The sequence below is a fragment of the Niveispirillum sp. GW835-FHT14G11 genome, from assembly GCF_058793615.1.
Map to the genome: position 1 here is coordinate 17,193 of NZ_JBXAFZ010000028.1, position 16,597 is coordinate 33,789.

Annotated in this window: 12 protein-coding genes; all 12 read right to left on the bottom strand. The window is 64.0% G+C overall.

Annotated elements, in window-relative coordinates; genetic code table 11:
* Positions 1-13: 13 nt before the first annotated feature.
* On the bottom strand, positions 14-703 hold the full coding sequence (locus tag AC1Q7F_RS30605) for a response regulator (protein ID WP_492512336.1): 690 nt from the start codon (positions 701-703) through the stop codon (positions 14-16).
* Positions 700-3,435 carry a DUF4118 domain-containing protein gene (locus tag AC1Q7F_RS30610; protein ID WP_492512337.1) on the bottom strand — a complete coding sequence of 912 codons (2,736 nt, stop codon included), beginning with the start codon at positions 3,433-3,435 and terminating at the stop codon, positions 700-702. The genes AC1Q7F_RS30605 and AC1Q7F_RS30610 overlap by 4 nt, the downstream gene beginning before the upstream one ends.
* Positions 3,436-3,544: 109 nt before the next feature.
* A complete protein-coding gene (gene kdpC / locus AC1Q7F_RS30615; RefSeq protein ID WP_492512338.1) occupies positions 3,545-4,111 on the bottom strand; it encodes a potassium-transporting ATPase subunit KdpC in 567 nt (188 codons plus the stop codon).
* Between the two features lie 12 nt (positions 4,112-4,123).
* Positions 4,124-6,214, bottom strand: a complete 2,091-nt coding sequence (kdpB, locus tag AC1Q7F_RS30620; RefSeq protein ID WP_492512339.1) for a potassium-transporting ATPase subunit KdpB — start codon at positions 6,212-6,214, stop codon at positions 4,124-4,126.
* 17 nt (positions 6,215-6,231) lie between these two features.
* Positions 6,232-7,923, bottom strand: a complete 1,692-nt coding sequence (gene kdpA / locus AC1Q7F_RS30625) for a potassium-transporting ATPase subunit KdpA (RefSeq protein ID WP_492512370.1) — start codon at positions 7,921-7,923, stop codon at positions 6,232-6,234.
* A 45-nt stretch (positions 7,924-7,968) separates the two neighbouring features.
* Complete coding sequence (locus tag AC1Q7F_RS30630) at positions 7,969-8,085, bottom strand: potassium-transporting ATPase subunit F (RefSeq protein ID WP_492512340.1); 117 nt, start codon at positions 8,083-8,085, stop codon at positions 7,969-7,971.
* 181 nt (positions 8,086-8,266) lie between these two features.
* Positions 8,267-8,506, bottom strand: a complete 240-nt coding sequence (locus tag AC1Q7F_RS30635; RefSeq protein WP_492512341.1) for a hypothetical protein — start codon at positions 8,504-8,506, stop codon at positions 8,267-8,269.
* A gap of 87 nt (positions 8,507-8,593) precedes the next feature.
* On the bottom strand, positions 8,594-9,289 hold the full coding sequence (locus tag AC1Q7F_RS30640) for a TorF family putative porin (RefSeq protein WP_492512342.1): 696 nt from the start codon (positions 9,287-9,289) through the stop codon (positions 8,594-8,596).
* An 85-nt stretch (positions 9,290-9,374) separates the two neighbouring features.
* On the bottom strand, positions 9,375-9,818 hold the full coding sequence (locus AC1Q7F_RS30645) for a hypothetical protein (protein ID WP_492512343.1): 444 nt from the start codon (positions 9,816-9,818) through the stop codon (positions 9,375-9,377).
* A gap of 423 nt (positions 9,819-10,241) precedes the next feature.
* Complete coding sequence (locus AC1Q7F_RS30650; RefSeq protein ID WP_492512344.1) at positions 10,242-11,765, bottom strand: S10 family peptidase; 1,524 nt, start codon at positions 11,763-11,765, stop codon at positions 10,242-10,244.
* On the bottom strand, positions 11,762-13,840 hold the full coding sequence (locus AC1Q7F_RS30655; RefSeq protein ID WP_492512345.1) for a S9 family peptidase: 2,079 nt from the start codon (positions 13,838-13,840) through the stop codon (positions 11,762-11,764). Before AC1Q7F_RS30655 ends, AC1Q7F_RS30650 begins: the two co-directional genes overlap by 4 nt.
* 77 nt (positions 13,841-13,917) lie before the next feature.
* Entirely contained in the window at positions 13,918-16,419 is a 2,502-nt protein-coding gene (locus tag AC1Q7F_RS30660) for a TonB-dependent receptor (protein WP_492512346.1), read from the bottom strand.
* Between the last annotated feature and the right edge of the window lie 178 nt (positions 16,420-16,597).

The following is a 16,597-nucleotide window of genomic DNA, read 5'->3' on the forward strand; positions in this document are numbered from 1 at the left end:
TGGCATTCCCGGCTCACGGTTCGCTGAACCGGTATCCGATCCCGGGTTCCGTCAGGATCAGGATTGGGTTGTTGGGGTCGGTTTCGATCTTCTGGCGCAGTTGCCGGATATAGACGCGCAGGTAGTGAACCTCGGTTGCCTGGGCCGGTCCCCAGACCTGTTCCAATATCTGGCGGTGGGTCAGGATGCGCCCGCCATGCCGCACCAGCAGATGCAACAGATCGAATTCCCGGGGCGACAGGTGCAGGCGCTCGCCGGACCGGCGGACCTGCCGCATGACCAGATCGATCTCCAGGTCGCCGACCTGGAGATGGGGACGCCCGCCGACCTGCTGGATGGAGTGCCGCAAGGCCGTGCGGATGCGGGCGAGCAACTCCTTTTCACTGAAAGGCTTGGTGACATAGTCATCGGCACCGAGATCCAGCGCCAGGACCTTGTCCTGCTCGCGGTCACGGCTGGACAGGACGATGATGGGCGCCGATCGTTCCCGCTTCAGCAACGGGATCAGGTCCAGGCCATCCATGTCCGGAAGGCCGAGATCCAGCAGGATCAGCTCCGGCATGGCCTGATGCAACTGATCAAGGGCGGCGGCACCGGTCTCCGCCTCCACCACTGCCCAGCCATGTGGGGTAAGGATGGTGCGCAGAAGACGTCGGATGGCAATCTCGTCTTCGACGACAAGCAAACGCTGCAACTTACTCATGCTGTCGTTTCCCCGAACGGTAAATCTCCACGCGGATCCACCGGCAACGTAATTTCGAAACAGGCACCAGATTGGCCGTCATCACGGTCTCCCACCTTGACGGTTCCACCCATGGCCTCAACAAACCCCCGGCAGATCGCAAGACCCAGGCCGGTGCCGGCCTGCTGATAGTCGCGCGCCTGTACCCGGAAGAACTTGTCGAATATCTGCTCCCGCAGTTCAGGCGGGATGCCAGGTCCACGGTCCATCACCGACAGGCACACATGGGCCGCCTGCCGCCGCGCCACGATACGGATGGTGCTGTCCGGAGGGGCGTATTTCGCGGCATTGTCCAGCAGATTGAACACAGCCTGTTCCAGCAGCAGATGATCGCCGCGCACCAGGGGTAGATCGATCGGAACCGCCATGTCTATGACGTGGCGGTGAAGGATCGGGCCGGCCCGCCGAACGGCCCCGGATACCACATCGGCCAGATCGGTGGGTTCCCGTTTCTGTTCCAGGGCGCCAGCCTCCAGCCGGGTCATGTCCAGCAGATTGCGGACAAACCGGCTCATGCGTTCCGCCTCCGCATGCATTGTGTCCAGCGTCGCCTCCCGCGCTTGCGCGTCAGTGCCCCCGCCGCCAGCCTTGAGGCTGGTAACAGCGGCAATGATGGCCGCCAAGGGCGTGCGCAGGTCGTGCGACAGCGAGGTCAGCATGGCCGATCGCAGGCGTTCCGTCTCGCTCTCCAGTTTTGCCTGATCGATGGCACGAACCAGCCTCACCCGCTCGATGGCCACCGCGGCCTGATCCAGCAGGGCATCCAGCAGCCGCCGATCATCGGGTGCCAGCAGCGGCCCGCCCGTCGGATCTTCATTGGTGATCCCCACCACCGCGACAACCGACCGGTCGGTGCGCAGCGGCAGGTAGAGCCGGGGCGACCCCGGCAGGGTGGCCGCGCCACGACCTGCGGGCCGGCTGTTTTCAAATGCCCACAGGGCAGCCGCATGGTCCGCTTCGGACAGGAGGTCATCAGGCGGGTAGGCAGATGCAAGCCCAAGTCCGTGATCGTCCGGCAGCAGCAGCACGACACGCAGCTTCAGCATCAGGGCGATCTGGTGGCAGGCGGCCCAGGACAGATCATCCAGGTCGCCGATACCGGCCAGTTTACTGGCGAAGGAGGATAATTGCGCCGTGGTGCGGGCACGCGCCCGCGCGATGTCCGCCTGTTCGCGCACCCGCGCCGTCAGACGGCTGGTCAGCAGCGCCACGGCCAGGAAGAAGCCCAGGGACCAGATATTGGACGGGTCGCGGATGGTGAAGGTATAGAGGGGCGGCAGGAAAAAGAAATTATAGGCGGCCACCGACGCGAAGGCCGTGAACAGGGAGGCCGAGAACCCGTAGAGCACGGCACTCCCCAGCACGGCCATCAGGAAGACCAGACTGATATTCTGCACACCCAACCAGTCATCCACCAGCACGCCGGCCGCCAGCGCCGCCGCCGTGAACAGGGTGGACATCAGATAGGGTTGCCATTGCAGTCCGCCTTGCGTCGACTTCAGCGTCGGCGGGCGGCGGGCGGCATTGCTGTCGGGATCGGCCTGTTCACCGGCGATGACATGGACGGAAATCCCCTCCGCATGACGCAGCAGATCATGCACGACCGATCCATGCAGCATTTCGAACCAGCGGGACCGCTGAGACTTGCCGATGACGATCTGGGTAATGTTGTTGGCGTGTGCGAAGGTGACAATAGCCTCCGTCACCGTCCGGCCCGGCAGCGTCAATGACTCCGCCCCCAATTGTTCGGCAAGCCGGAGGGCATCGGCCACCCGGTCGCGCCCTGCCTCGTCCAGGCGCTGGTGGCGGGCCGTTTCCACATAGACGGCCGTGAACGGGGCCTTCAGCCGGTCGGCCATGCGCTTGGCATAGCGGACCAGCCCGCCCGTGGCCAGATCGTCGGAGATGCAGACCAGAATCCGCTCTCCCGCCGCCCAGGGGCCGGCGATAGCGTGGCTGCGCATGTAGTTGACCATCTGGTCATCCACACGCTGCGCCGTCCGCCGCAGCGCCAGTTCGCGCAGGGCCGTCAGGTTGCCGGGGGAGAAATAATGCTTCAGCGCCCGCTGCGCCTGGTCGCGGACATAGACCTTGCCTTCGCCCAGCCGCTTGATCAGGTCGGCCGGGGTCACGTCGATGATCTCCACCTCGTCCGCGCTGTCGATCACCTGATCGGGCACCGTCTCGCGCACACGGATGCGGGTGATGCGCGCGACAATGTCGTTCAGGCTTTCGACATGCTGGATGTTGAGCGTGGTCAGCACGTCGATGCCGGCGTCCCGAAGCTCCTCCACATCCGAATAGCGCTTGCCGTGCCGGCTGCCCGGGGCATTGGTGTGAGCCAGTTCATCCACCAGCACCATTTGCGGCCGGCGGGCCAGCAGCCCGTCAAGATCCATCTCCAGAAGGTCCTGGCCGCGATAGGCCACCGGCTTGCGCGGGAAGACCTCCAGCCCTGACAGCATGGCCTGGGTTTCCACCCTTCCATGCGTTTCGACCACACCGACCACGACGTCCACGCCTTCGGCCTTAATGGCATGGGCCGTGCGCAGCATCTCATAGGTCTTGCCAACGCCCGGGGCGGCACCCAGGAAAATCTTCAGCTTGCCCCGCCGTTCGGCTGCCGCTGTCTGCAACAGGGCGTCGGGGGATGGGCGGCGATCGTCACGGGCGGTATCGTTACTGGGCGGCATGGGGGCCTGTCGAACGGGGAGACATGAAACGAATACAGGATCGTCATGTCAGGATCCCCGGTCGGGCCACCATGACATGACGATCCTCGTGCAAGCCGATCCGGAAGGCTTATTTGGCCTTGGCGTCGAGGGCCAGATTGAGCTTCAGCACATTGACCCGCGGCTCTCCGATCAAGTCCAGCAGCGGTTGTTCGACATGGGCATCGACGATCCGCTTCACCTCTGCCTGGTCCAGGCCGCGGGCGTTGGCGACGCGGGCGATCTGGTAATAGGCTGCGGCCGGGGAGATGTGTGGATCAAGCCCGCTACCCGAGGCCGTGACCAGATCGACGGGGACCTTGTTGGGCTCGCCGGCACCCAGACGTTCCGCCTCCTGCTTCACCCGATCCAGCAGCGGTGCACTGGTCGGCCCCAGGTTGGAACCGCTGGAGGCACCGGCATCATAGCCGCTGCCGGCCGCCGACGGGCGCGACCAGAAATAGCGGTCACCGGTGAAGGTCTGGCCGATCAGTTCCGATCCGATGATTGTGCCATCCTCGCTCCGGATCAGGCTGCCTTCAGCCTGTCGGGGGAACAGGGTCTTGCCGACGCCGGTCACCAGCAGCGGATAGCCCAGCCCGCACAGGAACGTGAACAGGGCCAGCAGGACCAGGGCCGGACGTATTTCCTTCAACATGGCATGAACTCCTTAGGCCAGACCGATGGCCGTGACGGCCATGTCGATCAGCTTGATGCCGGCGAACGGCACGACCAGACCACCCACGCCATAGACCAGCAGGTTGCGGGACAACTGGCTGGCAGCAGAGCGGGCACGATAGGCGACACCCTTCAGCGCCAGCGGGATCAGGGCGATGATGATCAGGGCATTGAAGATGATGGCCGACAGGATGGCCGATTGCGGCGTCGACAGGCCCATGATGTTCAAGGCCCCCAGCGCCGGGTAGAGACCCGCGAACATGGCCGGGATGATGGCAAAATACTTAGCCACATCATTGGCGATGGAGAAGGTGGTCAAGGCCCCGCGCGTCATCAGCAGTTGCTTGCCGATCGAGACGACTTCGATCAGCTTGGTCGGATCGCTGTCCAGATCGACCATGTTGCCGGCCTCGCGCGCAGCCTGCGTGCCGGTATTCATGGCCACGCCGACATCGGCCTGCGCGAGCGCCGGGGCGTCGTTGGTGCCGTCCCCGCACATGGCGACCAGCCGGCCATCCGCCTGTTCCTTGCGGATCAGGTTCAGCTTGTCCTCCGGCGTGGCCTGGGCCAGGAAATCATCGACGCCGGCTTCGGCCGCGATGGCCGCCGCCGTCAGGGGATTGTCGCCCGTGATCATCACGGTACGGATGCCCATGCGGCGCAGTTCGGCGAAACGTTCGCGAATGCCGCCCTTGATGATGTCCTTCAGATGCACGATGCCCAGCACGCGGTCGCCCCGCGTCACGGCCAACGGCGTACCACCCGCCTTGGCGATGCGTTCGGACAGGGCCTCCAGCTCCGGCATCCTCACCGACCCGGTGCCGCGCAGGACCGCAACATGGCGCAGTACGGCGTCCACGGCACCCTTGCGGATTTGCACGCCACCGATATCCACCCCGCTCATCCGCGTCTGGGCGGCGAACGGTACGAAGCGGGCGTCCTGATTGGCGACGTCGGGCAGGCGCAGGCCATACTTGTCCTTGGCCAGGACGACGATAGACCTTCCCTCAGGGGTCTCGTCCGACAGGCTGGACAATTGCGCCGCCTCCGCCAGCTCGCGCTCCGTCACGCCGGGCAGGGGCAGGAATTCAGTCGCATGGCGGTTGCCAAGGGTGATCGTACCCGTCTTGTCCAGCAGCAGCGTATCGACGTCGCCGGCCGCCTCCACCGCGCGGCCCGACGTGGCCAGCACATTGAAGCGCACCAGACGGTCCATGCCGGCGATACCGATGGCCGACAGAAGCGCGCCGATGGTGGTGGGGATCAGGGTGACGAACAAGGCCACCAGCACGATGACGGACACAGAACCGCCGGCATAGGCGGCAAAGCCGGGGATGGAGACGACGGCCAGGAGGAAGATCAGGCTCAACCCCACCAGCAGCAGGTTCAGCGCGATCTCGTTGGGCGTCTTCTGACGCTCCGCCCCCTCGACCAGCGCGATCATCCGGTCCAGGAAAGTCGATCCCTGTGCCGCCGTGATGCGGACGATGATCTGATCCGACAGGACGCGCGTGCCACCCGTCACGGCCGACCGGTCACCGCCGCTTTCGCGGATCACCGGTGCGCTTTCACCCGTGATGGCGCTTTCATCGACGGTGGCGATGCCCTCCATGATCTCCCCGTCGCTGGGGATCAGTTCGCCCGCCGTTACCACCACCAGATCGCCCACGGCCAGATCGGCGGCGGGGACGGACCGGGTACCGTCGGGCAGCGACGCCCCGATCAGGCGATTGGCCATGGTCTGGGTGCGGGCCTGGCGCAGGCTGGCGGCCTGGGCCTTGCCGCGCCCCTCAGCGACGGCCTCGGCGAAATTGGCGAACAGCACCGTGAACCATAGCCACAACACGATCTGGATGGAAAAGCCGGTCCCTCCGTTTCCGGCGGCCAGGTCACGCAGCAGCAGCACGCTGCTCAAGGTCGCAACCACAGCCACCAGGAACATCACAGGGTTGCGCACCAGGATCGCCGGGTGCAGCTTGACATAGCTGGCCCGCACTGCCGGCCACAGGATGGCGCTGTCCAGGAAGGATGCCCGGGCCAGCCGTTTGTTGCCATGGCCCGTGACGATATCCGCGTTTCTCATTGTCTCTCTCCGGTCGCTCACGGGGCCACGGCGGCGGTCAGCATCAGATGCTCAACCACCGGCCCCAGCGACAAGGCGGGAAAATAGGTCAGCCCGCCCACGATCAGGACGACCGCCACCAGCAGACCGATGAACAGCGGCCCGGTGGTGGGGAAGGTGCCTGCCGATGGCGGCACCAGCTTCTTCGATGCCAGCGACCCGGCCGCCGCCAGCATCGGCACGATGATGAAGAAGCGGCCGACGAACATGGCGATACCCAGTGTCACACTGTACCAGACATTGCTGGCCGTCAGTCCGGCGAAGGCACTGCCATTGTTGGCCGCCGCCGAGGTGTAGGCATAGAGGACTTCCGAGAAGCCGTGTGGCCCCGCATCCTGTATGCCCGACAGGCCGGCCGGCAGGACGACCGCCACAGCCGTGAAGCCCAGGATCATGGCGGGCATGGCCAGGATGGACAGCACGGTCATCTTGATCTCCCGCGCCTCCAGCTTCTTGCCGACATATTCGGGCGTGCGGCCCACCATCAGGCCGGCCACGAACAGGGCGATGATGGCCATCAGCAGCATGCCGTAGAGGCCGGCACCGACGCCGCCGATAATGATCTCGCCCAGCAGCATGTTGATCATCGGGATCATGCCGCCCAGCGGCATGAAGCTGTCATGCATGGCGTTGACGGCCCCGCAGGACGCAGCGGTCGTGATGACGGCGAACAGGGCGGACATGGCCGTGCCGAACCGCACCTCCTTGCCCTCCATATTGCCCAGCGTCTGATCGACATGGAACCCGGCGAACAGCGGATTGCCCCCCGCCTCGGCCCAGTACGCCACCGCCACACCGGCGATGAACAGCACACCCATGGCACCCAGGATGGCCCAACCCTGCTTCTCGTTGCCGACCATGCGGCCGAAAACGTTGGTCAGACCGGCGCCGATGGCGAAGATCAGCAGCATCTGCACGAAGTTCGACAGGGCCGTGGGATTCTCGAACGGGTGCGCCGAATTGGCGTTGAAGAAGCCGCCGCCATTGGTGCCCAGCATCTTGATCGCCAGCTGGCTGGCGACGGGGCCTTGGGCGATGGTCTGCTGTGCACCCTCCACAGTGGTGGCCACCGTATAGGCATCGAAACTCTGGGGCACGCCCTGCCAGATAAAGAAGATCGCCGCCAGAATGGAGATGGGCAGCAACAGGTAGAGCGTGGCGCGGGTCACGTCGACCCAGAAATTGCCGATGGTCTTCACCGACCTTCCCGCGAAGCCGCGCACCAGGGCCACAGCCAGGGCAATGCCCGTGGCCGCCGACAGGAAATTCTGCACCGTCAGCCCGACCATCTGGGACAGGTAGCTCATGGTGGTTTCACCACCATAGGACTGCCAGTTGGTGTTGGTGGTGAAGCTGATGGCGGTGTTGAAGGCCAGTTCCGCCGGCAGGCCGGGCAGGCCCTGTGGGTTCAGCGGCAGCACATCCTGCACGCGCAGGATGGCATAGAGCAGCGCGGTACCGGCCAGGTTGAACAGCAGCATGGAGACCGCGTAGGTCAACCAATGCTGACCCGCCTTGGCGTCCACGCCCGCAAGCTTGTAGCAACCCGTCTCGACAGGCCCCAGGATGGGGGATAGCCATGTGCGCTCCCCCGTGAAAATGCGCGTCATGAAGCCGCCCAGCGGCCGCGTGACGGCGATGATGATGGCGCAATAAAGCGCGATCTGCATCCAACCGATCAGGGTCAAATCCGAAACTCCGAAGGCCGGCGTCGCTCAGTAGCGCTCGGGCCGGCACAGGACATGGATCAAGTAAAGGGCAAGGCCCACGGCCGTGCCGACACCAAGGATCAAATCCAGCATCGTGTCACAGCCCCTCGCAGGCATAGGCATAGCCGATCCCAAGGGCGAACAGCCCCAGGATCAGCGCGATCATGATGATGTCTGTCATGGTACCCCACATCGATTACCCGTGCAGGCGCACGGAGGATGGTGGATTAGAACCCGTAGATGCGTAAGGGTTCGATGGGTATTCGGATCGCAAAAAGTAAAAATTCGTTTATGTCGTCCTGGATCAGGCCGGCCCCTGGATCGTCAGGCACAGCATTTCCGGCTGACGGGTCGTGCACACAGTCGTTCGAATGCCGTACCAGGCAAGGCGACGGGCCACGGCCCTGACCAGCGCTGCCTGTCGCACCAGCGCCACGCGCGCCGGTCGTCCCGCCGCCTGCTGCACCGTGAGGAACATTTGCCGGGCAAGGCCATCGGCACGGGGCGACAGGTCGGCCTTCTCCGCATCAGAAATGTCGGACATCGTCATCTCCATGGAAAGAAAGCGGCGGGACCCCGACGAAGGGGTCCCCTCGTTGGGAGTCCCGCCGCCATTGCCGTTCCAGCGGGGTCAGAAGGAACGGCTGAGGGTGGCGACTACGCGCTCGTCGGCCAGACGACCGAGATAGCCGGCATTGGTATCGACATAACGCAGGTCGATATCGAAGCCGCCCAGGCTCCAGACGAAACCGGCATTCCAGTCGGTCACGTCCTTGGTCGCACTGTTGTAATCCTGATACCCGAGATTGGCGAACAGGCGCAGGCTGTCGGTGACGGGGGCAGTGAAGCCGGCGGTCAAATACAGCGCGTCATCCTCCGTCCCGAAGAAATCGGGGGAGTAGTAGATCGCGGCCACCGGCTTCACCACCCCCAGGTCGATGGCGACGTTGGCCGACGCCTCGACATAATCATAGTCGAACCCACCCGGCACGCCGGGATAGGCATAGTAAATGACGCTGGCGCCGTATGAAATATTGTCGGCGCTGCCTGACCAGCCCAGAGTGAAATCAGCCTCCAGGTTGGACTCGTCATCGTTGAAATCCACGTTCGATCCCCAGGCAGAGACATAAACGCCGCTTTCATGGCTCCAGGTCAGGCCGGCCTGCACGGCCGCGTCACCGTCGGTCTGCGTGACGCCACGGAAGACATAGTCGCTGGCGGCGGCCACGCTGCCTGTCAGTGTTCCTCCGGCCAGCTCGGCAGCCAGCGCGGCAGGTGCAGCCGCCAATGACAGCAGCAGCGTACAGGCGACGATATTCTTTTTCATGATGGAGTGTTCTCAGGTGTTGGAGATTGACCCGCCGGCTTAGGGTACCGGCCGGATTGGGGGGGCGAGTGGCCCCGCCGCAATTTCAGGGAGTGCCCGACAGGCGGCTGTAGAGGGCGGCTTCCGCCGACCAGACATGCGGCCCCACCGCGTCAGCGTGTAATCGTCGCAGCATGGCAGTGCCCAGCAAGGCAGCGATATGGCTGGCCTCCGCCATGCCGGAGCAGCCAATGATGGCAACATCACCGGCATTGTCGCCCAGTCGCAGCCGGATATCGGCCCGCCTGCGGCCATGACGGTTACGATGCTCGCAGGCAGTCACTTCGCGCAAATCCGAAATCGGCCGGACCTCGGCATAATCCGACCCGCAGACCAGCAACTGGCCACAGGTGACATTGATTTCCAGCCGGCTGTTCCAGCCCGTCGTCAGAACACGCCAGTTCGGGTCCAGCAAGGACCGCATGCGTGACAGCAGCAAGGGCCGGCAAAGCCGGGCCAGCGATGATCGCCACCTTTTCGTGATGGACATGATGTCGTTCCGGATATTTCGCACAGCCGCGGGGCGCCGCTCGGCAACCACGGGACCCGACGGAATATCTTCCCGGAAGACCTCAATATTCCATGCTTATTACCATGAAAATACGTCAAAATTCTCTTATTATTATAATATATCCTCTATTCTATCAAACATAAGCAGATTTTTATTCGCCAAACCCTGTAGAAACCCGGTAATTGATTGCTGAAGGTTCTCGCAAGGCGTTAGCCTTGCGGCCCCAATTCCTCGGGGTCGTCTCCCTGCTCCTGGCATTGGCAAGCCCCGCAGATGTAACCTCGGCGGCATGCACGCTTGATCAGCCGATCGAGGTCACAGCCTCCTGGTATGGACCCGGCCACCATGGCCGCCCCACAGCCAGCGGCGGGTTATTCGATCAAGACGCGCTGACCGCCGTCGTTACCGACCGAGCGTCTTGTCGTAGAAGGAAGCGATCTCCCCGCGGAAGGCTTCCAGACCGGGGCGATCCAGATAGGGCATGTGGCCCCCCTCCAGGTAACGCTCGGTGATGTTGGCCACCAGTTCAGGCTCCAGGTTCATGTGGGCCAGATCCCATTCGGTGGCAAAGAACGGTGTCACCAGATCGTAATAGCCGCTGAGCGACAGCACCTTCAGATGCGGGTTGGCGCGCATGGCCACACCCAGATCGACGGTCGTATTGGCTCCGGAATATTGGAATGGTGCGCCGCCCGGCGGCTGGTGGCTCCAGGTCCAGCGGCCCATCATGGCCGCGTCGACGGTGATATATTCAAGATCGCTGCGATAACCCAGCGTTTCCGCCAGATGACGGCGGAAGCCGGCGACATAGGCGGGCGACATCTCGTTCGAGGGGTCGGCACCGGCCTTCTCCCCCCCTGCATCCATGGCCATGCCCACGGCACGGGCATCGGAGCTGCCGATGATGCGGCGCTGGTCGCGCAGCAATTCGGCCGTGTAGCGCGGCGCCAGGACGCGCAGATTGGCCTTGATCCAGTAATCCGCCGACAGTCCGGTCAGGCTTTCCAGCCTTGCCGCCACGGCCATCTTCTCCGCCGGTGAAATGTGATGGCCCTTGGCCAGGGCGTCAGCATAGTCGCTGATGGCGAATTCCCGTGCGGCCAGCACATGAGCCTGCAGGCTGCCGGCCGTCCGCTGCACCTTATTGTGGTACCAGGCGGTGGCGGCATAGGTGGGGATCAGGTTCACCGGCTCCCGGTCCAGACCGGACGCATGCTGGCCGAAATTCAGGATGGAGGAGACCAGGACGACGCCGTTGAAGGCCATGCCGCCGGATTGCAGCTTCTGCACCAGGACGGCGGAGCGCGGCGCACCGTAGCTTTCGCCCAGCAGGAATTTCGGCGCGTTCCAACGGTCATTCTCGCTGACATAGCGGCGGATGGCCTGGGCGAAGGCGTCGCCATCCTTGTCGATACCATAATATTGCGAGGCGAAATCCGGCTTCACCAGCCGGGAATAGCCCGTCCCCACCGCGTCCAGAAACACCAGATCGGTGCGATCCAGGATGCTCTGGTCGTTGGCAATCAGGTCGTGCGGCGGTGGCGGGGTCGGATCGGGGCTCGTGGTGCGGGCATAGACCGGCGACAGCCCGCCCATATGCAGCCAGATGCTCGACGACCCAGGACCCCCATTGTAAACGAACGTCACCGGCCGCTCCGGCGCCCCCTTAGGCCGGTCGGCCACATAGGCGACATAGAACATGTGCGCCGTCGGCTGGTTGTCGGCATCGGTCAGGGTCAGGCGGCCGGCCGTGGCCTTATAGTCCACCTTCTTGCCAGCGATGGTGACGCTGCCGCGCGACACGGCCTTATCCGCCGGCTGGACCGCCGCCGCGGGAGGCGCGTCGGCGGCCGGCACCTGGACGGCGGCCGACAGCAGCAGGGCGATGGCGGAAGCGCAGACCAGCGCCAGACGATGTTTCTTCATTGCGATTTCTCCACGTCGGCGGAACGCAGCGCGGGATCATGCGCCTGGAACCAGCCGATGATGTTGTCGGTCTTGGCGATCTGCTGGGTCGGGCGGGCGCCGATATTGTGGCCGCTGCCCGGGATGCGGACCAGGGCCGTCTCCACACCGCGGAGCTTCAGCGCAGTATAGAACTGCTCGGCCTCTGCCGGCGGGGTACGCCAGTCATCGTCACCCACCATCAGCATGGTCGGCGTCTTCACGTGCCCCACCCGCGACAGCGGTGACAGGCGCCAGAAAATCTCCCAGTCTTCCCAGGGTAGGGCGCGAACCTGATGACGGGCCACATGTGCCGCCGTGTCGCCGGCCAGCATCACGCTGGTCCAGTTGATGACAGGATTGACGGCGACGGCGGCGGCGAACCGGTCGCTGTTGCCGACGATCCAGGCTGTCATCGCCCCACCGGCCGACCCGCCGGTCACGAACAGCCGTGCGGGGTCGGCCAGACCCTTGGCGATGGCCGTATCGACCACGCCCATCAGGTCGGCCAGATCATCCTTGCCGGGATATGTCCTGTCGATGGTCAGGGCGAACGCCTCGCCGTAACCCAGCGATCCGCGCTGGTTGGCCCAGGCAACGACAAAACCCTCGGCTGCGAAACGCTGAATCTCGCTGGCAAAGCCGGGCCCATACATGATGGCCGGACCGCCATGGATCTCCAGGATCAGCGGATAGGGTTTGGACGGATCATGGCCGGGCGGCAGCGCCACCCAGGCATCGATGGCGCGGCCATCGGCACTGCTGCTGACCGGCAGCCTCTCCACCCGCGCCATGGACACCGGGTCCAGCGCATCTGCATTCACATCGGTCAGCCGCTTCGGCCGGGCGCCGGGTGTAACCAGAGCGATGTCGGACGGGCGGTCGGGCCGCCCCTGGCTGTAGGCGATCTGCAAACGCCCTTCGCGCGACAGGCTGAAACTGCCGCCGATATAGGGTCGCCCCCCTGCCCCGTCATTCATATCGGTGACGATGGTGGCAACCTTGCCGTCCAGTCCGACACGCACCAGTTCCACCCGCCCCTCGTTCATGATGGTGGCGAACAGGCAGCAGCCGTCCGGCGCCCAGGCGGGGCTGGAAACGGAGCGGTCCAGATCGGTGGTCAGCGACCGGCGACCGCTGCCATCGCGGTTCATCACATAGAGCTGGCTGGTCTGCCAGGAGAGTTTGCGATCATCATAGCCGGTAAAGGCGATCAGCTTGCCATCGGGCGACACGGAAGGTTCCGCATCCGGTCCCCGCCGGTCGGTCATGGCAATGATTTTACCGGTAGCGATATCCACGCGGTAAATCTCGCTCTCGCGCGGGTCCATGTCGGCATTGGCCGCCGCGTTGCCGGTGACCAGCACATGGCCGGCATCCAGCCATTCCAGCCCGCCATAGCTGACATTGCCCCGGGTCACGGCGCGCGGCGTGCCGCCCTCGGCCGGCACGACGAAGACCTGCATGGCACCGGGCTTCACGAAACCCATGCCGTCCAGATGGACGTTCAGACTGTCATAGACCTTGGCGGGTGGTCCCCAATCGGCACCCGGTGGGGGCGATGGCGGGGTGGCGAAACGTGGCCCCTTGTCCTCCACGAAAGACAGAAAGGCAACCTGCCCGCCATCGGGTGACCAGACGGACCCGCTGGCACCGCCGGAGAGCTTGCCCAACGGCCAGTCCGCCCCGTCGGCCAGGGACCTGACCCGCAGCTCGCCATTGCTCGAATACAGCAGACGGCGGCCATCGGGCGACCAGACCGGATCGGCGGCCGAGGCATCCCCCGTCACCAGAGCCCGTTGCACCCCCGTGGCGAGGTCGATGATCCACAGGGAGGAGCGGTAGCGGTCGGTCTTGATGTCGGCCGCACGGCGGACATAGACGACGCGCCTGCCGTCCGGGGAAATCCGCGGGTCGCGCGCGGCTTCCAGGTTGAAGATATCCATCGCGGTGAAGCGGTGCTGCGGCGCTTCCGCCTGGACCTGGACAGAGGCGGCGGCAACCAGCAGGAAACCGGCCAGCATCGTGCCGGCCAGTGACAGCGTCCTTGCCTTCATGGGGGGACCTCCCGGCTGTTATCGATGGAAAGAAAACAGCCCGGCGTCGGGTGACGCCGGGCTGTCGCTTTACCCGATCAGAACCGGTAGGCAGCGGTGACGCCCATCGTGCGGGGACGGAAGGTCACCTCACGATAGATGGGGTTGTACTGCCGGTACTGGGAACAGGACGGACCCGACGCCGCAACGCAGCCGGACCGGCCGTTGGAATTGTGGACGGCCAGCACATCGTCGGAGTTCAGCAGATTGTCGACGAAGAAGCCCAGTTCCAGGCTTTCCGTCAGGCTGTAGCCGCCGCGGATGGAGACGAAGTTGGTGGCTTCCATCTCGCCCGCCACGTCCGGTGAATAGCCGACGGAACCGTACTTCACGCCGGCCCAGTAGCTGGACGCATACTGGTAATCGGCGCGGACATAACCCTCGTTGCCGGCCAGGTCGAACTCGTACTGCAGGCCCAGGCTGACCTTCCAGTCCGGGATCGGCAGCGGATCGCCCGCCTTCAGGTAAACAGCATTGACCGGGGCCGGGCCGACGACACCCTTCTTGTATTCAGCATCGGCATAGCCCAGCGCCAAATTAGCGGTGAAGCCGCCGCCCAGATTGGCGCGTGCATCCAGGTCAAGCCCCTGGCTGACGGCCTTGCCCGCATTGATCGTGTAGGTGAAGCCACAGGTCGGCAGGCCGTAATTGGTCTGCGTGTCATTCCATTCCAGGCGATAGACGCTGGAATTCACCTGTACGCCGAAGAAATTGACCTTGGCGCCCAGTTCGTAGTTCCAGACCTTGTCAGAATCATACGTGGCCGGGGTGCCGGTGATGCCCAGCGTGGTCAGGTCGGTGGCGCAGCGGGCCGGCGGGATCTGGTTGACGCCGCCCACGCGATAACCGCTGGAAACGGTACCGAAGACGGAATTGACGTCATCGATCAGGTACTGGAACCCAACCTTGGGCGACACCGGAGTCTCGATGATCTGACCGGTGATCAGGCCGCCATTGGCGGCGGTGGGCACCGCGATGCCGGAAATGGGGCCGGCGGTTTCCTGGAAATAGTCCAGATGCGTGCGCGACAGGCGAAGACCGCTGATCAGCTTCAGGCTGTCGGTCACACTGAAAGTGACCTCGCCATAGGCGGCGATCTCGTTATCCGTCATGTCATGATCGCGGTAATATTCCAGATTGCCGGGCAGCAGCGGAATACCGAAGATCGCCTGCGGCGGCAGACCGTAGATGGCCTGGGTCAGGTCCGCCACGTTGGCCCGGTATTCGGTCAGCGCCTTGATGGTCATGTTGGAATAATAGATGCCACCCACCCAGTTCCAGCGGCTGTCACTGTCATAGTCGGACGAGAAACGCAGTTCCGCCGTGTATCCGGTGCGGTTGTTGTTGTAGGATGGATAGCTTTCATAGAGCGGCATGGTCGCCACGAAGGGGGCACCGGCCTGGTGGTTCTGCGGCTCCTGATAGGAGAAGTTCAGGTTGCCCTTGCTGCGGTCATCAATATAGCTGACGATGCCCATCACCTTGACCTCATCAAAAGAGGTCTCGGCCTTGATCGACGGCATGAACAGTTCGTTCTTCACCCCGACATTGGGCATGCAGGCGGGGATGGTGCTGGCGTAATTGTCACCGATATTGCAGGTGTCGCCGGAGCGGTACTTGCCATAGAAATTGTAGGGGCCATAAGTACGGGCCGGATTGTTCGGGCGGGCCGGCGCCGTGAACTGCTCCACATTGCGCCAGTAATAATCTTCCTGCTTCGTCTCCTGCCGGGACCAGTAGACGGACGGGGTGATCAGCGTGTCTTCCGTCACTGCGACGGCCACGGCCAGACGCGCCGAATAGGCGTCGGACGAGTTGGCATCCTTGTCGATGGTCTTGGCGGAATGCCGATCAACATAGTCGATATAGCCGCCGGTGTGACGGGCCATGGCGCTGGCGCGGAAGCCGATCTTGTCTTCCACGATCGGACCACCGACGGCGGCACCCCCTTCATAGGACCAGTCACCCTCCTTGGTGTGGGACAGGCCGACCTTCGAATGACCGCTATATTCGTTCAGGCTGGGTTCCGGCGTGATGAAACGGACCGTGCCGCCCTGGGAACCGCCGCCATAGAGCGTGCCCTGGGGCCCGCGCAGCACCTCCACGCGTTCCAGATCGAACAGCAGCGGAATCGGCGTGCCGCTACCGGCCGGACCGCCGCGCTTGGTCATCGGGCTGTCGTCCAGATAGACGCCCGTGGTCGCGGCACCCGTCGACGGCGAGACGCCACGGATGGCGATGGATTGCACGCCGGTATTGGAGCCCAGGTTGCTGACCGACAGACCGGGCACCATGCGGGCCAGATCGGCGGCATCCTGCACGCCCTGGCGGTCCAGGCTTTCCTGGGTCATGGCCATGATGGACAGGGGTGTGCGGTTGATTGACACCGCTTGGCGCGTGGCCGTGACGATGATCTCCTCCAGCACCACGCGCTCGCCATCGCTGGTGGTCACCGTGTCCTGGGCCGACACCGCGCCCGAGAAGGCGGTGGCCGCGACCGCCGACACCAGCAGACCGCTCCTGAAACATATACGGGACATCTTACCCCTCCTTATTTCCCTGTCTCCCCGCGCGTCCCCGGTGGGGCCGTGCGTTATTTCACATGTTATATATTTTCGATGAGCGAGATACTTGTCAAGTTAATTTGTTTTGGACGGTGAATAAAAAAAGGCGTGCCGGTCAATAATCCGGCACACCATGGGGAAAATAATAATGTAT